At 62.5% G+C, this 21702-nt stretch carries 17 protein-coding genes; 7 read left to right on the plus strand and 10 right to left on the minus strand.

Going from position 1 to position 21702, the window contains the following annotated elements:
- Positions 1 to 41: 41 nt before the first annotated feature.
- Both AC6H4Z_RS17245 and AC6H4Z_RS17250 read right to left on the minus strand, forming a co-directional pair.
- Complete coding sequence (locus tag AC6H4Z_RS17245; RefSeq protein ID WP_497543198.1) at positions 42 to 1331, minus strand: D-arabinono-1,4-lactone oxidase; 1290 nt, start codon at positions 1329 to 1331, stop codon at positions 42 to 44.
- Positions 1332 to 1347: 16 nt separating this feature from the next.
- Positions 1348 to 2754 carry a M20/M25/M40 family metallo-hydrolase gene (locus AC6H4Z_RS17250; protein WP_497543199.1) on the minus strand — a complete coding sequence of 469 codons (1407 nt, stop codon included), beginning with the start codon at positions 2752 to 2754 and terminating at the stop codon, positions 1348 to 1350.
- Positions 2755 to 2902: 148 nt separating this feature from the next.
- Between AC6H4Z_RS17250 and AC6H4Z_RS17255 the strand changes: the two genes are divergently transcribed.
- A complete protein-coding gene (locus AC6H4Z_RS17255) occupies positions 2903 to 3604 on the plus strand; it encodes a peptidylprolyl isomerase (protein ID WP_497543200.1) in 702 nt (233 codons plus the stop codon).
- Positions 3605 to 3800: 196 nt separating this feature from the next.
- Here AC6H4Z_RS17255 and AC6H4Z_RS17260 read toward each other — a convergent pair whose 3' ends face one another.
- The 4 genes from AC6H4Z_RS17260 to AC6H4Z_RS17275 form a co-directional block, all read right to left on the minus strand.
- On the minus strand, positions 3801 to 4136 hold the full coding sequence (locus AC6H4Z_RS17260; protein WP_497543201.1) for a four helix bundle protein: 336 nt from the start codon (positions 4134 to 4136) through the stop codon (positions 3801 to 3803).
- 254 nt (positions 4137 to 4390) lie between these two features.
- Positions 4391 to 4900: a hypothetical protein gene (locus AC6H4Z_RS17265; RefSeq protein WP_497543202.1), complete on the minus strand. Its 510-nt coding sequence runs from the start codon at positions 4898 to 4900 to the stop codon at positions 4391 to 4393.
- Positions 4901 to 4940: 40 nt separating this feature from the next.
- Entirely contained in the window at positions 4941 to 7250 is a 2310-nt protein-coding gene (locus tag AC6H4Z_RS17270) for a protein kinase domain-containing protein (RefSeq protein ID WP_497543203.1), read from the minus strand.
- The gene (locus tag AC6H4Z_RS17275; RefSeq protein WP_497543204.1) at positions 7247 to 9625 is read right to left on the minus strand and encodes a protein kinase domain-containing protein; all 2379 of its coding nucleotides are present in this window, start codon (positions 9623 to 9625) and stop codon (positions 7247 to 7249) included. Before AC6H4Z_RS17275 ends, AC6H4Z_RS17270 begins: the two co-directional genes overlap by 4 nt.
- A gap of 98 nt (positions 9626 to 9723) precedes the next feature.
- On the opposite strand from AC6H4Z_RS17275, the gene AC6H4Z_RS17280 reads away from it, so the two are divergent.
- Positions 9724 to 10803: a VOC family protein gene (locus AC6H4Z_RS17280; protein WP_497543205.1), complete on the plus strand. Its 1080-nt coding sequence runs from the start codon at positions 9724 to 9726 to the stop codon at positions 10801 to 10803.
- Between the two features lie 96 nt (positions 10804 to 10899).
- Here AC6H4Z_RS17280 and AC6H4Z_RS17285 read toward each other — a convergent pair whose 3' ends face one another.
- Positions 10900 to 13887 (minus strand): S9 family peptidase, encoded by a 2988-nt coding sequence (locus AC6H4Z_RS17285; RefSeq protein ID WP_497543206.1) that lies wholly within the window; start codon positions 13885 to 13887, stop codon positions 10900 to 10902.
- Between the two features lie 175 nt (positions 13888 to 14062).
- Between AC6H4Z_RS17285 and AC6H4Z_RS17290 the strand changes: the two genes are divergently transcribed.
- A complete protein-coding gene (locus AC6H4Z_RS17290) occupies positions 14063 to 15190 on the plus strand; it encodes an anthrax toxin-like adenylyl cyclase domain-containing protein (protein WP_497543207.1) in 1128 nt (375 codons plus the stop codon).
- Here AC6H4Z_RS17290 and AC6H4Z_RS17295 read toward each other — a convergent pair.
- Positions 15187 to 16821, minus strand: coding sequence for a M28 family peptidase (locus AC6H4Z_RS17295; protein WP_497543208.1), 1635 nt, complete (start codon positions 16819 to 16821; stop codon positions 15187 to 15189). The two genes, AC6H4Z_RS17290 and AC6H4Z_RS17295, sit on opposite strands and share 4 nt — an antisense overlap.
- Positions 16822 to 16995: 174 nt before the next feature.
- On the opposite strand from AC6H4Z_RS17295, the gene AC6H4Z_RS17300 reads away from it, so the two are divergent.
- From AC6H4Z_RS17300 to AC6H4Z_RS17315, 4 genes are all read left to right on the plus strand, one after another.
- Positions 16996 to 17274, plus strand: a complete 279-nt coding sequence (locus tag AC6H4Z_RS17300; protein ID WP_497543209.1) for a hypothetical protein — start codon at positions 16996 to 16998, stop codon at positions 17272 to 17274.
- An 81-nt stretch (positions 17275 to 17355) separates the two neighbouring features.
- On the plus strand, positions 17356 to 17901 hold the full coding sequence (locus tag AC6H4Z_RS17305) for a DinB family protein (RefSeq protein WP_497543210.1): 546 nt from the start codon (positions 17356 to 17358) through the stop codon (positions 17899 to 17901).
- A gap of 6 nt (positions 17902 to 17907) precedes the next feature.
- Positions 17908 to 19302 (plus strand): MATE family efflux transporter, encoded by a 1395-nt coding sequence (locus tag AC6H4Z_RS17310; protein WP_497543211.1) that lies wholly within the window; start codon positions 17908 to 17910, stop codon positions 19300 to 19302.
- A 70-nt stretch (positions 19303 to 19372) separates the two neighbouring features.
- On the plus strand, positions 19373 to 19600 hold the full coding sequence (locus AC6H4Z_RS17315) for a hypothetical protein (protein ID WP_497543212.1): 228 nt from the start codon (positions 19373 to 19375) through the stop codon (positions 19598 to 19600).
- A gap of 39 nt (positions 19601 to 19639) precedes the next feature.
- Here AC6H4Z_RS17315 and AC6H4Z_RS17320 read toward each other — a convergent pair whose 3' ends face one another.
- On the minus strand, positions 19640 to 20122 hold the full coding sequence (locus tag AC6H4Z_RS17320; protein ID WP_497543213.1) for a hypothetical protein: 483 nt from the start codon (positions 20120 to 20122) through the stop codon (positions 19640 to 19642).
- A 110-nt stretch (positions 20123 to 20232) separates the two neighbouring features.
- Positions 20233 to 21675, minus strand: coding sequence for a hypothetical protein (locus AC6H4Z_RS17325; RefSeq protein WP_497543214.1), 1443 nt, complete (start codon positions 21673 to 21675; stop codon positions 20233 to 20235).
- Positions 21676 to 21702 lie beyond the last annotated feature (27 nt).

The following is a 21702-nucleotide window of genomic DNA, read 5'->3' on the forward strand; positions in this document are numbered from 1 at the left end:
AAAAGCGCAATGTCATCAGAATGGTGTGACGCAGGGCACTATCAGGAGCTCGAGCCGTCGATGTATGACTCGATGTACGCGTTTCTGAACTTACCGTGTGGGTCCAGAGATCGCATGAGCTCTCGAAAGTGCGACAGCCGAGGGAAGACAGAGGATAGACGACTTGCATCCATCATGAACAACTTTCCCCAGTGTGGTCGCGGCGCGAATGGAGCCAGCGCAGTTTCGATCGCGATGAGAAGCGGTTCCACGGCTGGCCAGTTGCGCTTCCAGGTGAAGTGGATCGCAACGCAGTCCTGTGCGTAGCATGGGCTCAGCCACAGTCCGTCGGCTGCCACGGTTCGCACCTCGGACACGAGCAGCTCTGGCGCAATCCGATCGCCCATCTGCATCAACGTGCGGAGCGCGACGACGCCATGTTCTCTCGGCACATAGTACTCCGACTGGAGTTCCTCGCCGCTGCTCGGCGTGAAGTCCATTCGAAAATGCGGCAGGCGTTCGTACCACGGACCGCTCAACCCCAGTTGCGGCGTGCAATGCTCGGCAGAGATCCCCGCAATCGGATGTCGATCCGACTCCGCTTTCGCTGCGCCGAAGAGCGACGCCGGCGCCTGTGACAGTCCGTCGTCGACCACGCGCTTCACCCAGAGCTGCGTGAAACGCTCGTGCGTCCAGTCGGTGAACAGGCTCACGCTGTATCCGCTCGCCTGGATCTCATCGAAATGCTCGGCGGCTTGCGCCAGCGGAAGATTCTCGTAGACGTCCTGCCGAACCTCAAATGATGGAACGACGTCGAGCGTCAGCGTCGCCACGATGCCAAGCGTACCGAGCGAGACGACCATTCCATCGAACTGATCGCCGTACATCGTGCGCGACACGCTCACGAGATCGCCGGATGACGTCACTAGTCCCATCGCCGATACCGCGGTCGCCAAATTCCCATTCCGCTCGCCCGAGCCGTGCGTCGCAGTCGCGCACGCACCAGCGACGGAGATGTGCGGAAGCGAGGCGAGATTGCGGAGCGCCAAGCCCTCGCGCTGGAGGTACGCGCCGAGTTGCCCGTAGCGCACCCCACCCTCAATCGTGACAGCCGTGCGCTCCGCATTGAGTCCAACGACACGGTCGAGCTTCGCCATCGCGATGACCGTGTCCGGCGAATCTGCGATCGCGTTGAACGAGTGTCGCGTTCCAAGCGCTCGAACGTTTCTTCTGTCGTGGACGAGCGCCTGGACCTGCTCCACGGAGTCTGGATACTCGATGGTCTTCGCCGAGTAGGCGAAATTGCCAGCCCAATTCCGATTCACGGTCGACGTCTGCCGCTGATCGATCACCGCGATCGCGCGGTGCCTACGCGTTCGGCGTTCCGCCCGTAAGGCGCTTCACCAACTCATAAAGAAACTTCTGCCCTTCGTAGAACGACTGCACTTTGAGCCGTTCGTCGCGACCGTGAAAGCGAATGTCGCCGCGGTCGTAGAAGAATCCTTGAATACCGTACGTGGGAATGCCAGCAGGGCGAAGATACATGCCGTCGGTTCCGCCCATCACCATCATCGGCACCACCGTGACCCCGGGCCACATTGCCGTCGTGACGGCCTTCGTCGCGTTCATCAGATCCTCGCGCATCGGCGAAGCTGGCCCGATATGCGGTGTGCCGTCGATCGTCAGCGTCACCGCGGTATCGTTGATCACGCGCTTGAGCGCGGCCGTCACGTAGCCGATCGAGTCTTCGGGAAGCACACGGCAATTCACGTTCGCCGCGGCGAGTTGCGGCAGCGCGTTCTTTGCGTGTCCGCCTTCGAGCTGCGTCGCAACACACGTCGTGCGAAGCGTCGCGTTCCAGGACGTCGACCCTGCAGCCACGCGATTCATTGCCGCCGCGTCGCCGTTGGCGACTGCAGCGAGGTCGGTACGAACAGCGCCTTTCTCGATCGTCGACATGGCGCGGAAGTATTCGCGCGTCACCGCGTTGGTCTTTAGCGGAAAGCCGAAGCTCGACAGATGATACAGCGCGCCCGAGAGGTGATAGATGGCATTGTCCGCGACCGGCAGCGAGCTGTGACCACCAGCGTTGCGCACCTCGAGACGATAGTTGATGACGTACTTCTCGCTCACCTGGAGGTCGTTCGACAGGCGCGTGCCGTCGACCGACTCGCCCCATCCTCCCTCGTTCAGCGAAAATTCAGCGTCGATCAGCTCGCGCTTGTTCTTGAGCAGCCACTCGACGCCGTTGTACGGTCCCCCGCCCTCTTCGTCTGCCGTGAGCGCGACGATGATGTCTCGGTCGGGTTTGAATCCCTCACGCTTGTACCGAATGAGATTGGCGATCCATACTGCGGCCTGCGCCTTGTCATCGCCGACGCCGCGGCCGTAGAAGTACCCGTCCTTCTCGGTGAGCACAAACGGATCCATGCTCCAGTCTTCGCGCTTCGCTTCAACGACGTCGGTGTGCGCGAGCAGCAGAACGGGACGGTGTCGCCCCGTTCCGCGATACCGTACGACGAGATTCGCCTTCTTCGGACTCGCACCGCCCACGAAGATGTCTGCCGCCGGAAAGCCAGCCGCCTTCAGCCGCTTCGCCGCTGCCTCCGCCACCGGAGTCGTCGAGCCGGTCGTGTACCCGGAGTGGATCTCGATCATCTCCTTGTAGATTGCGCGCGCCAGTTGACGCTCGCTCTCCGGCGGCATCGTCCGATCCTGAGCACGGAGCGTGGTCGCGCACAGGACAGCGCAGATGACGGCAGCGGGGCGAATCATGGCGGTCTCGAAGTGTGGAGGAGAGGCCCAAACGTACCGCGCACCGCGCGACGATGCCATGCACGACTGGACGTTGCTCTCAATCGCTCCCGTCGGCATACTCCGCCGCTGGATTCGCCGCCCCATCACCGGACGCAGACGTCGCGACATGAGCTCTTCTCGCCTTCAGCCGATCATCCTCGCCGCCGCGCTGGCGCTGTGTGCCGCAGGTCCGGCCGCCGCGCAAGCAGCTCGCGGAGCAAAGCCCGCATCGCCGACTGCGCAACGCCAGGCCGCGCTGCTCGACCCGACCGCCGCACTGTGGTCGGCTCACGCGCCGGCAACCGTGAACGTCGATATCGAGACCTCGCGCGGCACCATCACCATCGAGCTGGTTCGCGAGTGGGCACCCGTCGGCGTCGACCACTTCTACAATCTCGCGCGCGCCGGCTACTACGACGACACACGCTTCTACCGCGTGCTCCTCGGCTTCGTTGCACAATTTGGCATCGCTCGCGATCCCGCGATCGCCAATCTCTGGGGCAGCCGAACGATCCGGGCCGACTCCGCGCGCACGTCGAACGTTCGCGGCACGATCTCCTACGCGCAGTTCAAACCGTCGGACCGCACGACGAACGTATTCATCAATCTGCGTGACAATCTGAATCTCGACACGCTGCGCTTCGCGCCGATTGGACGCGTGGTGCAAGGCATGGAAGTGGCGGACAGTTTGTTCTTCGGGTATGGAGACATGCCCCTATCCGACCCGCCGCTCGGTGATGTGAAGCGGCTCTATAAGGAATCCAATAAATACATGGACAAAGAATATCCAAAGATGGACAAAATCATTCGAATCACAGTGAAACCATAAGGCGCGAAATGCCGAACGGCGCGAAATGCCAGACGGCGCCAAATGCCAGACAGCGCGAAATGCCAGACAGCGCCAAATGCCAGACAGCGCCAAATGCCAGACAGCGCCAAATGCCAGACAGCGCCAAATGCCAGACAGCGCCAAATGCCAGACGGCGCGAGAACGCGGAGCGAAATGCGGATGAACCTTGAGGCGTTCAGCGATTCAACAAGGAATTCAGCATTTTGACGATCACAACGAACAGGTTGTGAATCGGCCAATAGTCTCGCGCTTCGATTCGATTCGCGCGGAAATTCGCGCCCAAATGTCGAATCGCTTCCTCAGCTTCTCCGCGAGCGATCTCTAGCGGACGCGCGCGATCGCGACCCTTGCCGCGGCCAAAACCTTCGCTGATGTTCGCCGAGACGGACTGCGCGGAATCACGGAGCTGCCCAACGTGCAGGAGACGCCGCGGGCTGCGATCGATCAATTGATTGACTGCGTCTGCCGCACGCGTCGCGGCATCGAGGACGTCGAGATCTCGGTGTGGCATAGAACGAAACTGCGGCAATGCAACGCATCGACCGTGATCCTTCTAACGCCGTCCCGATCTTTCCCTTCCCGCCGTTAGGCGCCGTTCGGCATTCCGCGCCGTTCGGCATTCCGCGCCGTTCGGCATTCCGCGCCGTTTGGCATTCCGCGCCGTCTGGCATTTCGCGCCGTCTGGCATTCCGCGCCGTCTGGCATTTCGCGCCGTCTGGCATTTCGCGCCGTCTGGCATTCCGCGCCGTCTGGCATTCCGCGCCGTCAAAGCAGCGATTGCCAATATTTGCCCATCTGCCCTCGATTCTCGAATTGCCCCGACGTGAATCGTTGCCGCCACTCGTCGTGACCTACCGCCGCCGCCACGTCGATCGTCGACTCATCCGCGCCATACAACTCGAACGCCGCTGGCAAAATTGATCGATACCACGCGAGCATCAGAACGAATTCGTCGTCCAACTCCCGAGCCATCGCGCGATTGTCGAGCGTCTGCATCACGTCGCGCGCGAGGAGTTCCGGAATTTCCGCAATGCCCGTGATCGGCGACGGCTCGGTCGTGCTGATCCACACGATGAACACCGCGCGCTTGAGCGCTTCGATTCCGGTCGGGTCGTCGGGCGGACCGTCGACGTAGCTCCGCAAGATCGCCGGATACTCGGCGTACAGGCCGGCGCGCGTGATCTGTCGATCTCGTTCTTCGAGGGTTCCTTTGGCCCCGCGCAAACTCGCGAGCACCGCGGATTCCCAGCCGGCAATTGCATCGAGTGATGGCATACAGAACGGCCAAGCTAGTCGCCGGTTCGACGGCCTTCAATCAGCCGAGTCGCTTTTCGACCTCGGCCGGCCGCTGAGCGAAGAGGGGCAGTTGTCGCACGAGGGGTCCGAATCTGGGATGCGACAGAAGCTCCTCCAACTCGCGGTCGACGTAGACGGAAAGCGTCGTCGGGCCCGTCTCTGCCTCGATGTTGAGACGGATCGCCGCCTCTTTCTCGTCGTCATCGCCAAGAAGTAGTGCCGGGCCGAGTAGCGCCGCTTCACCGACGTACTCGGTGGCCGCGCGTTCGTCCAACTCACGAACCAGCGCCTGCGCTTCGTCGAGGCGCCCAAGGCGGACCAGCGCTCGGTGGAGGAACGCCATCATCAGCGCACCGCGCCGGCTCAATTCCACGGCTCGCTGGAATGCACCAAAGGATTCCTGGAATCGACCAAGCCGATCGAGTGCCATCCCGGATTGCCAAAGGCAGAGGACCGAGGCGGGATCGAGCGCGAGCCCCTCCGAATGCAGACGAAGCGCCTCCTCATAGTCGCGGGTCGTGTAGAACGACATTCCCGACACGCCACGGATGAACGGTGAGCGCGGATCACACTCTACGGCGCGAGCCACGTAGCGTGCGCACCCAGCGTGATCCTGCAAGAGACCGTGCAGCAATCCCATGTAGACGTTGGCGAGCGCGTCATTCGGATCGCGGCGCAGCGCCTCAGCAAGGTCCTCTCCGGCCATTGGCCAATCTGCGCGCAGATAGAGTTTCAACTGCGCGCGCAAGACATGAATGGTCGCAAGGTCGGGCTTCAGCTCGGCAGCGCGAGCGATCGCCGCCTCGGTCTTTGGCCGCGCAATGCTCGGAGGAATTGCCTGGTACACGCCGAGGCCAATGTACGCCTCTGCGAGACCGAGGTACGCACGCGCGAACGCCGGGTCGCGGGCGACGGCCTGTTCAAAGAACTCCAATGCCCGTCGCATCGAGGCCGGCGTTCGCTGCTGCACCGCCTCTCTGCCCCGCAGATACAGCTCATACGCCAGCAGATCGTCCGTCGGCTTGGCAACGAGCGACTTCGCCTCGCGGAGTCCGAGCGTGAGCTCTAGCCGCTCGACGATGCTCCGCGCGATCTCGTCTTGAATGGCGAAGATGTCGTCGAGGGCACGGTCGAACCGTTCGCTCCACAACTGGAAGCCATCGTGCGTGTTCATGAGCTGCGCGGTCACGCGCACCTTGTTGCCGGCGCGCCGCACACTGCCCTGCAACACCGTCGTGACGCCGAGCGTCTTACCGATCGTCGCGAGATCTTCGTTCTTTCCCTTGTACGAGAATGCTGATGCCCGCGCGGCGACACGAAGACCTTTCACCTGGGTCAGCGCACTGATGATGTCGTCGGTAATGCCGTCGCTGAAATACTCGTTGTCCGGATCGCCGCTCATGTTGACGAACGGCAGCACGGCGATCGTCGCGCCCGGTGCTGGCGTCGATACCACTGCCGGCATTTGCGCGGGTGTGGCCGACGCGCCCTCGAACGCCGCAACCACATCGGATGCACTCCCCGGGCGCTCGGCGGGATCCTTACCGAGGCACCGCATGACCATCGTCGCGAGCGACGGCGTGACGGTGGTCGTGTGCGTCGTGAGCGCCCTGGGCGTCTCCGTCATGTGCGCAACGACCAACGCATGTGCCGTGCGACGCTCGGCGAACGGATGCTGTCCGGCGAGGAGTTCGTAGGCCATCACGCCAAATGCGTACAGATCAGCGCGAAAATCGACGTCGGGATCGCCGGCTGCCTGCTCCGGCGCCATGTAGGCGGGCGTGCCGATCTGCGTGCCCATCTGGGTGATCGTCTCGCCGGGGCCCGCGAGCGTGGACGCGACACGGAGCGCGCGAGCGACACCGAAGTCGGCGACCATCGCCGTGCCCTCGCTCAGCAGCACGTTCTCCGGCTTGATGTCGCGATGTACGATGCCCTGACGATGCGCGTAGGCAAGTGCTTTCGCGACGTCGCGCAGAATGCCCTGCGCCTCATGCGACGAGATCGGCCCTGACTGAAGGCGCTCCCGGAGCGACGCGCCTGTGACGTACGGCATGGTGTAGAACGGCAGACCATCCACATCGCCAGCAGCGAGCAGCGGGACGATATGAGGATGCTGAAGACGCGCCGCGAGCTTGATCTCGCGCTCGAACCGTTCCGCCGATACACCCGCGCCAAGCTCCGGCGACAGCAGCTTCACAACGACGCGTCGACCCAGCCGCGTTTCCTCGGCCAGAAACACGCGTGACATGCCGCCGCCGCCGAGTTCGCGCTCGATCGTGTAGGCGTTGCCTAGTGTGGCTTGAAGCTGTGCGCGGAGATCAGTCATCGTTTTTCGGAAACTCCAAAAATCGCCGGATCGAGGCCGTAGCCCTTGACCACCGCCGCGAAACGGGGGCTGTGGCGGATCGAATTGTACGCCGGCATACCGAACGGCACCGAGAATCCGATGGGCTCGTGTGCACGCAATGCACGCTCGAGCGCATCCAAGCCACGCGTCGTGTCACCAGCACCGAGATAGGTCCAGGCCTCGGCGACGTTGACGAACGCATTGCGGCCGTGCTCCGCGGCGAGCGTCTGCAGATATGCGGCTGTTTCGACGCGACCGCCCGTCGCCGCGCGCAAATATCCCAGCCAGGGTGAGGCTTGCGGTACGGTACCCGTGGCCACAACTAAAAGTCGTGCGCTGTCGGGCTTACCAGACGCGTGCATGGCGAGTGCGAAGATCAGGCGGGCAAAGGCCGAAGTCGAGTCGAGCTCGTTGGCCCGGCGTGCCATCGCCAACGCGTCGCCGGTGTGGCCAGCATTCAGTAGGACAATGCCGGCCACGGCATACGTATTCGGAGACAGCGGATCGATCCGCGTCGCGCGCTGCGCCTGAGCGATCGCCTCAGCCGGGCGTCCCGTTTGATACAGCGCCGACATGAGCGCTCGGTGCGCCGTCGAATACGTCGAGTCGAGCGCGATCGCGTGCTCTAACGCGCGCGTGGACGCTTGCCACTGCAACGCCAACAGGTCGGACAAACCTTCAGCCGCGTATGCGGCAGCGTCCGTGGGGCTCAACGCTTTTGACTTCGCGATTGCCGCCCGCGCGCGACTGATCGCCGAGTCGGCTGGAACAGGCGAGAACAGTGGGAGCACAGAATACGCGACGCCGAGCTCGGCCCACGCTGGCGCGAATGTCGAGTCGTGATCCAGCGCGCGTTGAAAGTACTCGATCGAACGAGAGACGCCGCCGCCTCTCGCCTGGAGAAAGTGCAGTCCGCGCAGATACAAATCATACGTGTCGACGTCCGTCGTGTCTCTCGCCGGTTTGGCGCCGCCGGCTACGAGAGTCACACGCAATGCGCTCACGATGTCTCGTGTGAGATCATCCTGGACCGTGAACACGTCCTTCATCTCGCGCTCGTAGCTGCTGCTCCAAAGCAACTTGCCTGTTCGTGTGTCAGTGAGCTGCGCCAGCACACGCATGCGCGTGCCTTCCCGCCGCACACGCCCCTGCAATACCGCCCGGACGTCGAGCGCCTTTCCAACTTCGCGCGGGTCAGCGGCCTTGTTGCGGTACGAGAACGCTGAACTCGTTGCTGCCACGCGTAGACCGGTCACTTTCGTGAGCGCCGTCGTGAGCTCGTCGGCGATGCCCTCGGCGAAATATGTGTTGGCTGTGTCGCCTCCAATCGATTCGAAGGGCAAGACAGCCAGCGACTTCTCTCCGACGTCGCGATGCGACACGAACCAACCTGCAGCCGCGAGAACCGCGGCTGTGGCAATCGCCGCAGCGTACGTCCGCACCCGCCGCTTCGAGTCACCAGTGGCCGCACGTGGAGAGTATCGCGCGCCACCAGTCGTATCGATCGCATCGAGCTCCACGATCAGCTCGGCCGATGTTTGCGGTCGCCGAGCAGGATCCTTTTCGAGGCAACGCGCGATGAGTGCGGCGAGCGCTGGCGGAGTGTCAGCTCGTACGCTGGCCAAGGGCGCGGGGGTTTCGCCGATCTGCGCGGCCAGAAGCGCGTGGATCGTGGTACGATCGGCGAACGGATGGCGGCCCGTCGTCAATTCCCATGCGACGACTCCCCACGAGTACACGTCCGCGCGATGATCGACGTTCGGATCACCGCCTACCTGCTCAGGTGACATGTACGCCGGCGTTCCGATCGCCGCACCCATTTGGGTGAGCGTGGCGCTTTGTATGCTGTCTTCGGTCCGCGACGATGTAACCGCTTTCGCAATTCCAAAATCCGTGACGACCGCCGCGCCGCCGGAGAGCAGAATGTTCTCCGGTTTGATGTCGCGATGGACGACGCCTTCGCCGTGCGCGAACGCCAGTGCGCGCGCCACATCTCGGAGAATGCTGACGACTTCGTTCAACGACGTCTGTTGCCCAAGAGCCAACTTGGCGCGCAAGGACTCGCCGCGTACAAATGGCATCGAGTACCAGGGCAGCCCGTTCGCTTCGCCCGCACTCAACATCGGAACGATGTTCGCCTGCTGCAGCCGCGCGGCGAGTTTGACCTCGCGCGCAAACCGCTCGGCGCTCAGGCCCGCGGCCAAATCCGGCGCGAGCACTTTCACGACGATCTGTCGCCCGAGCGACTGATCGGTAACGACGAAGACGCGCGACATGCCGCCACCACCAAGCTCACGCTCGATCGTGTAGGTGCCGCCAAGAGTTGTTTGGAGTTGCGCGTGGAGGTCCGTCATCGGGCGGTCATTCTGCCTATGAACATGCGCAATCGACCTCGACTTGGCGAGGTAGACAGGACTATGATTGTCGCTAATCCTGACACCCAGGACTTCAAATGCCATTGCGAACACTCGCCGTCTCTGCCGCGGTCACGGCAGCGATCATCGCGGCGCCCCTGGCGGTCACCGCGCAGGGTCGCTGTATCCGCGCCTATGGAACGCCGGCGTGTAACACGGATTCCATCAAGCCCGTATTCGAGCGGACGCGCTGGCGCACGACCGGACTCGATCAGATCACCTTCCGCGTGGCGGAGCCGCAGAAGGAAGCCGCGTTCTACACCGCGCTCATGGGATGGAAGCTGCGGAGTGACGACGGCAAGCGCGTCGTGATGGACGTGGGAGATTGGGGCACCGTCGTCTTCCGGCAGGCGCCCGCCGATTCGTTCGCCACGCCGACTCAAACCGAAGGCCGTCCCGGCCGCACCCCGGTGCGAGCCGTGGTCGAGGGCTACGGATTTTCTATCGAGCCGTGGAACGCCAAGACCGTCGAGCAGGAACTCCGCAAGCGCGGCCTCACGCCAATTGCCGACAACGACGGCAAGGGCTTCGAGAGTTTCCATGTGAAGGATCTCGACGGCTTCGACTTGCAGATCTCGAACGGTCAAGGCTACGCCAAGGCGCGCCGAACGTCACAGGCAAACGCGAAGGCGTCGGCCCCAGCGCCGTTCGAGTCGACTGGCTGGCAAACCGTGTGGCTGGACCATCTCTCGTTCGGCGCAACGAACTACAAGGCGAGCGTGTCGTTCTACACCAACCTGCTCGGCTGGGCACCCACATACGACGAAGGCAGTCAGAACGAGCTGATGATCGGTGACGTGGGAGACATCATCATTCGCGGTGGCAATCCACTCGATCCCACGTTCGGCCAACGCCCAGGTCGCGCCGCCGGGCGCATCGACCACATCTCGTTCGGCATTTCACCGTGGGACACAGACGCGGTGAAGGCTGAGCTCGAGAAGCGCGGCTTGCCGTGGACGATCGACACGTCCGACGGCGCTGAGATCCATGCGGCGCAATATAAGAGTTATCATACGACGACGCCGAACGGCTACAACCTACAAATCAGCTACAACACGCACGACACTCGCCTCAACCTCGCAATCGCCGTGAATCCGCGACGGCCCGGAGTGAAATAGCCGTCGATACGATCACTCGCGACCCAGTTCGCGCTCGAGCGTGTATGCTGCCCCGAGCGCGGACTGAAGCTGTGAGTAAACGTCGCTGGTCACCGCCTACTTGATCGGGCCTCCCTTCTTCGTCTGTGGCAGCCCGTCGGCCATCCACTGCGGCATCGGCTTGTCCATCAAGTAGTGATCGAAGAACTGTTTCATCCGGATCGTGAAGTCCTTCTGGTTGTCGCGATTCGTGAGGTTGTGTGCTTCGCCAGGGTACGAGAGCAGGATTACTTGCTTTCCCGCCGCGCGCGCCGCGTTGAAGAACTGAAGGCCTTCGACGTAGTCCACCGCGCCGTCCTCCATGCCCTGAAGAATCATGAACGGCGTCTTGATGTTGTTGACGTGGAAGATAGGCGACTGATCCTCGTACAGCTTTGTCGAATTCCACGGTGTGACATTCGCGCCCATGCGCACCTGACCGACCGTCGTGATTCCCTGCTGCGGTGTTCCGGCGCTCTTGTACAGCTCATCGTAGAAGCTGATCAAGTTCGTTGGCGGTGCGCCGGTGACGACGGCAGCGAACATGTCCGTCTGCGTCACGATGTAGCTCGACTGATATCCGCTCCAACTGTGACCGTGCAGGCCGATGCGTTTTGGGTCGGCGTAGCCAAGCTCGATCACCTTCTTCACCGCGCTCGTCATGCAATCGACCGCCGACGTGCCAGGCGTACCAATCTCATACACGATGTCCGGCTGGAACACGAGATAGCCGTTGCTCGCATACGTCGACAGCTGGGGACTGTTGCTGTACCCGGGCGTCGAGAAGTTGTGATGCGTGTTCGACATGATCTCGTAGAACTCCACGAGCATCGGATACTTCTTTCCTGCCTCGTAACCCGCGGGCAGCATCAGCGTGCCTTGCAGCTTGTGACCCTTCGCCGTCGTGTAGTCCACGAGCACCTTCTTCGGCGACCACGCGTACTCCTTCAAGATCGGATTCGCGTCGGTCACTTTCTTCGGCGACGAGAATGCGCTGTTCGTCGTCCAGTAGTCCGGGAACTCGTCGAAGTCCTGCTCCGTGAAGACGATGCGATCGGCATCCTCGGCCTTGGCGACTCCACCGATCGCTTTGTCGACCCAGATGATCGGCGTCGGTGCCTGACCGGCAGTCACCTTCCAGTAGCCGGACTTCTTCGTGCGATCGCCGTACGCCGAGAGCGTTACGGGCTGCGAGAGATCAACAGCGTCGCTGTCAGCCGCTGCACCTCCGCCGCCTCGACCGCCACGCCCCCCACGACCACCACCGGCGCCGCCAAACCGAACCACGCGGAACTGAATCGCCTGCGATCGGCCGAGCCCCTGCGTCAGATTCGTCGGTTTGCCGCCGTCGAGTGGCGCCTGCCAGACATCAAACTTGTCGTACAACAGCACGGACTTCCCATCCCGCGTCCACCCGCCCACTCCCCAAATCGGCTTTTCATAGGCGTGATCGTCGTCTTCGTTTACATAGCTCTTGCCGGGAATCGACGACGCGTCGAGCGTCACGGCCTTGCCGTTGTCGAGATTGAATGCGACGACCTGCTTGTTCTTTAGGTAGAGGAACCACTTCGAGTCGGGCGACGTGCCATACGTGCGCGAGAGGCCCTTCTCGATCGGCGTGCGAACGCCAGTCACAAGATCGACCTTGAACATGTCTGCTCGCGACGCGCCCCACGCGATTTCACCGCGATACGCCGTATCGCTGCGCCCGATGCCAATGTTGTTGTTCGCCGCGTTCGTGACGGTGCGCATCAGCTCGTCGCCGAGTCGCACGAACTTACCTGTACTTACAGACACGACCCCCGGATACGTCGCTCGGCGCGTCTGCGCGATCTGAACGATCTGCACCGGCTGAGGGACGACGTCCTTCCAATGGAAGACGTCGACGTTCGCCTTGATCGAATCAGCCGCGAGAATCTCCGGCTCTTGCTCCTTGATGCCGACGAACAGTCGAGTTCCATCGGGGCTCCAGCGCGGCGTTGAGTATTCGCTCAACACCATTCCTTTCGGAAAGGAGGCGTCCTTCGATGGGTCGAAGACGAATGCCTTTCCAGCGCCCATTCCCAGCCCGGTCCAGGCGAGCAACGAGTTCTCGCGCTGCTTCATGTCTTTCGACTTGTCGCCACGCAGTGCCGCGAGGTTGGATCCGTCGCCACTCCAAGTCAGTGCGTCGTAGATGGCAGCTCCGGTGTTCAGCGCTCGCGTGACACCGGCTGCCGGGTCGAGCACATACACGCCGTTGCCGAACTTGTCGGCAGCATCGATCGTGTAGGCGAAGAGTTTTCCTGCGTCGTCGAATTCGAACTGATTGACGTTGCCGATCGCGAGATCGGTTCCGGTTGACAGATCTCGCAAGATGAGATCGGCACCGCTCGCAGGAGTAGCGGGTGCCCCCGCGCCGGCAGCGGTCGCGGCCGCAGGGCGATTGAAGCGCACCGCGATCCATTTCGAGCCCGGCGAAAACTTCCAGGAGCCAGCATTCGTGATCGTGCTTTTTTCTCCGGTCGCCAGGTTGAGCAATTCCAGATGCCCCACAGGGGCCGGCGCCTGCGGCTGACCGGCTTGCGTTACGCCGCGGCCAGTCTGAGCGACGCCTCGTCCACGCCCGGCGCCGCCGCCAGCGCGACCGGCCGGATTGACGAAGTACGCAGCCCAATGAGAATCATCTGAAAACGACGGCGCGTTACCACCGCCAGCCGCCGCGCCACGTCCACCGCCCCCGCCGGCACGTCCACCACCGCCAGGTGCTGCGCCGAGTGAGGTCGAGTAGTCCTTGTCGCCGTCGAATGCCTTGACGTGCAACACGGGATCACCGCCTTCGTTCGGCGTATAGGTGAACGTCATCCACTTCCCGTCGCGCGACAGCGCAGTCGAGCCAATCCGGTTCCAAGCGCCGTAGTCGTCGAGATTGAGAACCTTCAGCGGCGCTTTCGCAGCCGTGGTACTCGGCGACGGCGGGGTTGGCGGCCCGTTCTGCGCATTCGATTGCGCATGAATGCCGAGGAACGGCGCGACCACGAGAGCCGTGGCGAGCGGGAGGCGGGCCAGCCGACGAGAAGGGCGCATGGTTTTTCTCCGGACGGGGAGGACTTGGGCGAATCCAATGTGGCACCGAACGGAGGCCGGCGCGAACACCGTCCCCGGGCTACCCGGGACCGCGATTTAAGCGGCTAGGCTTGGGTGGCAGGCCGGACCTATATTCACGGCGCAAAGCACTCGTTTCTCGAGACCGGAGACGCCCGTGGTTCGAGGTGAAGACGCCCGTGAATTGACCGGCATTCCGCGTGCGCATTCCGCGGTGTTCCAAGACGTCGCCAACAGCACTGGCTGCATGATTTCGTCGCGCGCGGTGGGCAAATACGCCACGGGCCTGATTCTCGAGGGCTATGCGTCGAAGGGCTTTCACAACAAAGCCAAGTCGTGCAACTGGGGTCCGATGGCGGGCTTTGTTCTCGCGGACCCTCGCTTCACCAAGGCACCTGAGCTCGTAAAACAGGCCGAAGCGCTTGCCGACAGTCAGCACCACGGCGCCACGGAAGTTCCGCTCGTGATTTCAGAGAATCGGCGACGCTGGCTGTTGAACAACCACTGCATGCAGCCGTCGTCGCGAACGCCGAACACGCACTACTACTTCGCGCCGTCGCCGCAGGGCGAAATGATGCTGTTCGTGCTGCAGCGCGCCACGAAAGTACTCGGCGCAAATGGCGCGGAGATGTGGTCGGTGCACTACGCGTATGGAGAGAAGCGACTCGACTTTCGCGACCCAACCTCCAAGACCGGCGAGAAGTCGAAGGATTCGAACTATCTCCCCGTCCTCGCGATGCGCGACCCCTTCTGCACCATCGCGCCCAACAACTACCGCTCGGCGACGACTGGAGACTACGATCTTTTCGTGATCTTCGCTAAATCAGGCGCCTACCGGCCAGATAGTCTGGATCAGCGCATGGTTGGCCACGCCACCTTGGAAGCCCAGATCAAGAGCAAGGTGAAGCCCGGCGAAGATGAGCATTTGGGAAACATGACACAGCGCATCAGAAATATTCGCGACGCGCTGAACGAAGGCTTCATGCGCGCTGGATACACGGGCGGCAACATGGTGCATCACAGCGATGAGGGCGGGCGTCCGTTCGTCGGCGACGTCGATCTGCCCGTGTTCGCCGTGGTACCTGGTCAGGTTCGGCCCTTCGGCATCGAATCGGTCGACGACCTTCGGCAATTCATTTCAGTGACGCTCAACGGCTACGCGCCGGTCTTCAATCCGGGCTGGATGAAACAGCTCGTCTTCCATTCCGACAAGGGCGTTGCGGCCGGCATTCACAAGGAGTTGCTGGAGCGAACGGCAGGAATACGCGCGCGCCTCGATCGTTAGGGCTTGGCGGGTTCGAACCGCGTCGTCGATTGCGCGAGCTCCCAGCTCGTCTGATGCACGAGCCGCGCAATCCGTTCCATCTTCTCGAAGTTGATGCGCTCCGTCACATCACTGACGAGATGGTAGTCGGGATGCAGTCCGGTGTGAAACCAGATCGCCGGAACGCCGTGATTCAGGAACGGCCATTGATCGCTACGCCGTAGCAGCTGCGACACGTTGTTGTCGTAGTTCTTCTTGAACGTCAGTCCGTAGTTCGCGTTCGCGCGCTCCACTGCCGCGGCAAGCGACGGATACCGGCTCCACCCGAGCAGCGTCACGGTGTTCTTGTTCGCTTCGGACGTCTGCACCGGCAAGCCACGGAAGCGCGCGCCCCCATTCTCCGGCACTTCTTCGTTGCGGCCGATCATGTCCATGTTCAACACGGCCACGGTGCGATCGAGCGGAACGCTCGGCGCTTCGGCGTAGCCCCACGACCCCATGAGTGGACCGCGCTCCTCGGAGTTGAACGACGCGAAGAGTACTGACCGCTTTGGCCGCTGACCATTTGCCGCCGCCTTCGCATACGCCTCGGCGATTGCCAGCAGCGCCACGGCGCCGGAACCATTGTCGTCGGCACCATGAAACACAGAGTCGCCAACCGCGCCGTTGTGGTCAGGATGCGCGCTGATGATGATCCACTCATTCTTCAGTCGCGGATCGCTCCCCTCGATGGCGGCGAGAACATTTCGATCTGGCACCGTCTTGCGCACGACACCGGCGGCCACGGTCACCTGCACGCCGGGAAGCGGAACAGGAGCCGCTCCGCGCTTTGTCTCGGACTCGCGTGCGAGATCGGCGAGTGACTTCCCGGCCGTCTGTATCAGGCTATCGGCGAGAGCAACGGAAATCTGTCCGACCGGAATCGTCAGCTTGTCCGCCCAGAGAGCGAGCGTGTACGGCAATAGACGCGGAGGTTGGTCCGGCCAATACGCGCGCTCGGATGCGTCGAAGCGCTGCGCGTTGGAATGATTCTGCACGTCGGTCACGAACAGCACGGCGGCGGCGCCCTTGGCCTGGGCCGCGAGCGCCTTCTTTAGAGGACTCGAATACTCCGACGTCACCACGCCGTCGAATGCGCTCGTGCTGTCCGTTTCTCCGGGCTCATGATCGAGCATGAGCAAGACTTTTCCGCGGAGATCGCCGCCGAGGTCGTCGTAGCCGAGCGCGGGCGCGGTGATGCCGAAGTGGGTGAACACGACGTCACCCGTCGCCGTTGCAGTCGCGCTGAAGCGATGCGGATAGAAGCCCGTCGTCAGGCCATAGTGCGCCGTCGCGCCGCCGCGCGTGACCGTGAGGTCGTTGGTCGTGCCAAGCGAGCCGATCGACAGGCCATATGGAAGAAAATACGATCCATTCGCGCCCATTGGCTTGAGTCCAAGCCACTCGAAGCGTGACTTCACCCACTCGAGCGCGATGCCGTTTTCTGGCGTGTCCGTCAGGCGTCCACGAAGGGCGTCGCCGGCGAGGAACTCGAGGTCGGCTCGCATCTTGGCGGTCGTAATTGCGTCGTTTCCGGGCGCCCGCGCGGGCTTCTTCGCCTGCGCACTGAGCAGTGCGGGCACCAGGGCCATGATGACGATCGGACGCAGCATTATCGAGACTCCGAGACGGGTCGACGGTGTACGGGACGGCGTAAATCATACGTCGCGCGCCCTCGCCTGCCTATGTCGCACGTCGCCCGGTTTTGCGCTCTGCTTGACTTTGCGGCTTCGCGGTGTCGTGTTCAGGAAGGGACGCACTGCCCACCCCCCGAGCAAGGAGACCGCATGCCTGCGCAAGAGCGAGCGATTGTCGAGGCCGAGATTGGTCGAATTCTTCTCGAGCAGTGGGACCCGATGAACGCGAAAGCGAGTGCCGATCCGAACACGGGCTACGCGCCGCAAGCGCACGAAGTGTACAGTTTGCTCGCCCGCGGCGCGTCGGACGTTCAGATCGCGCGGCGCCTTCACCAAGTCGAGCGAGACGAGATGAATCACCCAGAGCTCGCGTCCCGCGACCTGTCTGGCGTCGTGCGTTCGCTTCGGGCCCTAGAAAAGACTCTTTAGCGTCACGGCCGCGGCCTGCCCCTCGGCGTGACCGGGCGCGCCGAGTACCTTTGTGCACCCTTTCCCCGGAGCAGTTGAAATATGTCGCAGTATGGCGCGAAGGAAATGGCGGCCGCGTTTCGCACCGTCCGCAAGAACACCGTCCAAATCGCAACCGAAATTCCCGAAGACAAATACGACTTCGTAGCCGCACCGGGCGTGCGCTCGGTCAGTGAGTTGTTGCGTCACGTCGCGTTCGCGAACCTGCTGCACTATGACTTCCATCGCGACAAGCGCGTGTCGACGCTCGTCGGCTACGACTTTGGCGCCATCATGGGCCGCATTCACGGCGAAGCGGGCAAGCCGCGCGACAAGGCGAGCATCATCGCTGTGCTCAACGATGAAGGCGAGAAGTTCGCGCAGTGGCTCGAGTCGCTCTCGCCCGAAGTGCTCGCAGAGACGTTCACGGATCCGATGGGCCAGAATCCCAAGACGCGATTCGAGCAATTGCTCGGCGCCAAAGAACACGAGATGCACCATCGCGGACAGCTCATGCTCGTGCAGCGCATGCTCGGCATCACACCGCACCTGACGCGGGCGATGCAGGAGCGGATGGCGGCGCGCGCTGCGGCGCCACAACCTGCCTAACGCTCGATGCAAGATCTGACGTCCGGCCCAATCACTCGGCATCTGCTGAAGACCGCGAGCTTCATGCTCGTGATGATGATCTTTCAGACGCTGTACTTTCTCGTCGATCTGTATTGGGTCGGACGGCTCGGAACGTCGGCAGTCGCCGGCGTTGGTATTGCCGGCAACCTCACGTTCGTCGTGCTCGCGCTGTCACAAATGCTCGGCGTGGGCACGACGTCTGTCGTGTCACACGCCGCCGGCAGGAAGGATCATGCTGAAGCGCAGCACCTGTTCAATCAGTCGCAGGCCCTGTCCGTCGTGACGGCGGCCTTGTTTCTCGTCGTTGGTCTGGCCATTCGCACGCGATACGCGGGCACCATGAGCGCCGACGCGGAGACCGCGCGGTTGGCCGGCGAATACCTGTTGTGGTTCATCCCGGCGATGGCCCTGCAATTCCCCCTGGGAGCAATGGGTGCTGCGCTTCGCGGCGTCGGGAATTTCAAGCCGGGCATGCTCGTGTCGACGGTCACCGTGGTGATCAACATGGTGGTCGCCCCGTTTCTGATTTTTGGCTGGGGCACGGGCCACGCATTCGGCGTCGCGGGTGCGGCAATGGCGTCGCTCATCTCGATCGTCATCGGCATCGTGTGGCTCGGAACGTACTTCGCGGCGAAGGACGCATACCTCCACTTCGATTTCAGCGACTGGCGTCCGGTGTTGAGCCAGTGGAAGCGGATGCTCGTGGTCGGATTGCCCACGGGTGCCGAGTTTGGAATGATGGGCGTGTACCAGTTCGTGGTATTCACGCTCTCGCGCCCTTTCGGCGCAGCGGCGCAGGCAGGTTTCGGCATCGGGATGCGCGTGATTCAGGCGCTGTTCATGCCGGTGGTCGCGCTTGGATTTGCAGTGGCCCCCGTCGCCGGCCAGAACTACGGTGCTCGGTTGGCAACGCGAGTGAAGGCGACGTTCAAGGATGCCGCGTGGCTCGCAATTGCGGTGATGGTCGCGTTCGGGATTCTCTGCCAGGTTGCTCCTGACGCGATGGTGCGCGCGTTTTCCAAGGATCCCGCAGTGCTCAGTGTCGGACGCGAGTACATGAGAATCGTCTCGTGGAGCTTCGTCGCCTCCGGGGTGATCTTCGTCGCGTCGAGCATGTTCCAGGCGATGGGCAACACCGTTCCGTCACTTATCGCATCGGCGACCAGAATGACGCTCGTCGTCGTTCCCGCGATTGCGCTGTCGCGATTGCAAGGCTTCGACCTGCGATGGATCTGGTATCTCTCAGCGGCCACAGTCTGGCTTCAGCTCGGGCTCGCGTTGGTACTGCTCAAACGCGAATACACTCGGCGACTGGACTTTGGCGTGCGTGCTCCCGCGACGGTGCCAGGCATTCACGCGACGGAGAACGTTACGTCGTAGTGTGATTTCCGTCATCTCACATCTCTCCCGCAACGCATAGTTTGCGCTAGCCGCTGAGAGATGGAGCAGTATGTCGGATATTAAAGATCTAATAACAGCTATTTTCGCCGAGTTCGATCGACTGGGACTGGTGCTCACAGAGTCGCCGTACCGCGGAATGGCTGCCGGGCCCGCCGGACCAGAGAGTCTGCTCGAGCAGCTACGCGACATGCAGCCGGGCGTCACCTGGCGAGACGTTCACCCCGACATGCCGAAGCATTGGGTCATCGGACGTCCGGAGACGTGGACATCGCCCTGATCGTGGCCGATAACGGTAGGTACCGGCGATGATGAATCGCTAAAACACCACCGGATGCTTGATGCTGTTGCCGGCCCACCAGACCCAGGCGGAATCGGACGGCACGCGGCGATAGGCCGCGCTCAACGGGAACGACTTCGCCCCAGCACAGCCAAGGCAATAGCGCGTCGGATTCACGGAGTCCACGACAAGCTCGAAATCCCAATACCAATCGGGACGCAGTTCTACCTGAACAGATCCTGAACTCACACTCGCAGTGCCGTCGACCAGCGCGAACTCGAGAAGCATGGTGCCCGTCAGAGGCATCGCAATTCTCGCGGGTGAGTCGGAGCCTGACCGGACGATCTCTCCGCTCGAGAACGTTCGCCGAACTCCCGGAGCGGTGAGAACGATCGACGGCGTCAGCGTCGGCAGCTGCGCGCGCGGTGCGTACCGAACAGACACTCGCGATTCGTCGGCTGAACACGCGGCGAAGACGACAAGGCCGGCTACGAACGCTCGTTTAAAGATATTGAACGTCACGATAATCGTCGTGGGTGCGGTCGAAGGCTCAACCGTGGTCCGTGCCGTTTCGTCACCCGGACACGCCGACCGCCGGCAACTGGTAGCCAAGCGTCGAGCGTGTTGAACGTTTATGACTTCGGTATCTCGATGTCCCCTGCTGCGAGCATACCTGCCGGGCTCCCGTCCATCGACGCGGTGAACCAGAAATGACCGGCGCCGATCAGCGAGCGCACCGTCGACAACGGCACGTCACGCGCGAACGCGACAGACTGGCCCGGATCCAGCGCGAAGGAATATGGATAGATGGCGCACGCCGGAGTCAAATAGGCGAGCGGTGCCTGCATCGGCACCGAGTCGCGCAGCGCCGCGGAGCGAAAGGGATACGCATTCACCGGACAGTCGCTCGCAATCGACGTGGACCGCCGTTCGGTCGCCGTGTTCGTGAGGAGCACGATGGTGCGCGCAGTGTCGGCGCCCAGAGAGCCGTGTACGATCCGAGTCGTCGCAACGTAGGCGATACCGTTGACTATTCGCGAATCAGGCAGCGGATCGCGCTCGCGAGTGATGTCGACCGCGCCGGCAGCGAACGATCGGAGGGTCATCGGAATCGGGCGCACCAACTGATCACCCATCAGTGAAAGCTCGACAGCGACGTAGTACCGTCCGGGAGCCAGGCTATCGCCGGCCACTTCGTACATCGGAAACGAAACGCGAAAGACGACCGAGTCCGCGGGAGCAATGTCGTTCGAGTAGTACGTGGCGAGACAAGCATTTCCCTGCTGGCCGCCGGGCGACTTGCGGTCCTCCGACCGCCAAGCCGGCGTACCGGTACGATCGGCGTTTCGATACAGACGAAAGCGCGCGCTGCAGCCGCCGTAGCCAAAGGTGACCGGACGCGTGTCGCCGTTCTTTAGAACGAACGCGATGTTCAAGCTGCGCGGCGCATTGCCGGCGATCTGGCTCTGCCCTACGAACTGCACGGCGGATAGGTCCCATGTCGCCGATATCTGATCGGTCGCGAGGTAGGACGATCCACCATTGAAGTCGAAGGTGCGACCATCCGCCGTGTGAATGGCGTAGACAATCGTGTACTTCGCCGGCGGCAACGAATCGCCGAGTATGTCGGATACACTCCAGTTGACCGTGACATCTGTTGGCGAAGCGTCGGTCGCTCCAGTGATCGGGCAACGGACCGTCTCGCCCGCACTGTCCGAGTTCCATGCGGCAGCCGAGCCTGCACGATACAAGCGTAGCGACACTGGACAGACGCGCAGCGGCAACCGGCGACCGCCGAGGGCTGCCGACGTGTCGTGCGCGAATGCGCGCACGGTGATCACCGACGGTTGATCGTCGTAGTGAATGGTCGCGACTACGGCAGTCTGCAGAACCGTATCGCCGAGCAGGACAGACAGGGAGTCCCACAATCGCGGAGGAAGTGTGCGGCTCGGCGTAATGGTATCGATGATGGTGCGTGCACCGGGCGCGACGACGAGGTCACGATCGCAGCCCAGCATGATGACACCGAACACCACCGCGACAATACAACTCCACGACAGGACTCTCCCGCGCAATACACCCTCGATGGTTCGGGTTCTACC

The organism is Leucogemmata humicola, from assembly GCF_055379415.1.